Below are 404 nucleotides of genomic sequence, written 5' to 3'. Positions count from 1 at the left end.
ATTTCATCAATATCTGTCGCTTGAGAAGGACTACCGCTTCGCCGACGTGCTGGCGCGCGGCGGCACGATTGCGGCGACAGAAATTTTGGGTGAGATCGTCGCGACGCGACAGTATCTCGCTCATCCAGGCAGCGAAACCGCTGCAGCGATGCAGCAGAGTCGCCAGCAGCTCGACAGCGAACGTCAGAAGTTCAAAGGTAGCCTGCCGCCGGTCGACCAGCTTGACGGAAACCTGGGTGGCGAGCTTTCCAATCTCGCGCTGGCTTATAGCCGCATCGTCTCTATCCGCGCGGCGGTCGATCGCGGGCTCTATGCCGGGAGCGATCCCGTCTATGTCTATTGGCAGGCGGCGATGAAACAGCTCGACGTCGTCGATGCGCTCTCGCCGCTGATCCAGGATCCAG

1 protein-coding gene is annotated in these 404 nt (G+C 60.6%); it reads left to right on the top strand.

All coding sequences use genetic code 11. The features are described 5' to 3' along the window. Window positions 1-404: hypothetical protein (locus tag SCA31_RS22560; RefSeq protein WP_410699287.1), on the top strand; the 404-nt coding region annotated here is incomplete at both ends.

The sequence above is a fragment of the Chryseobacterium sp. SIMBA_028 genome (assembly GCF_046535285.1).
Lineage (GTDB): Bacteria > Bacteroidota > Bacteroidia > Flavobacteriales > Weeksellaceae > Chryseobacterium.
The sequence above is the reverse complement of the archived record's forward strand: the minus strand, read 5'-3'. Positions and strand labels throughout refer to the sequence as shown.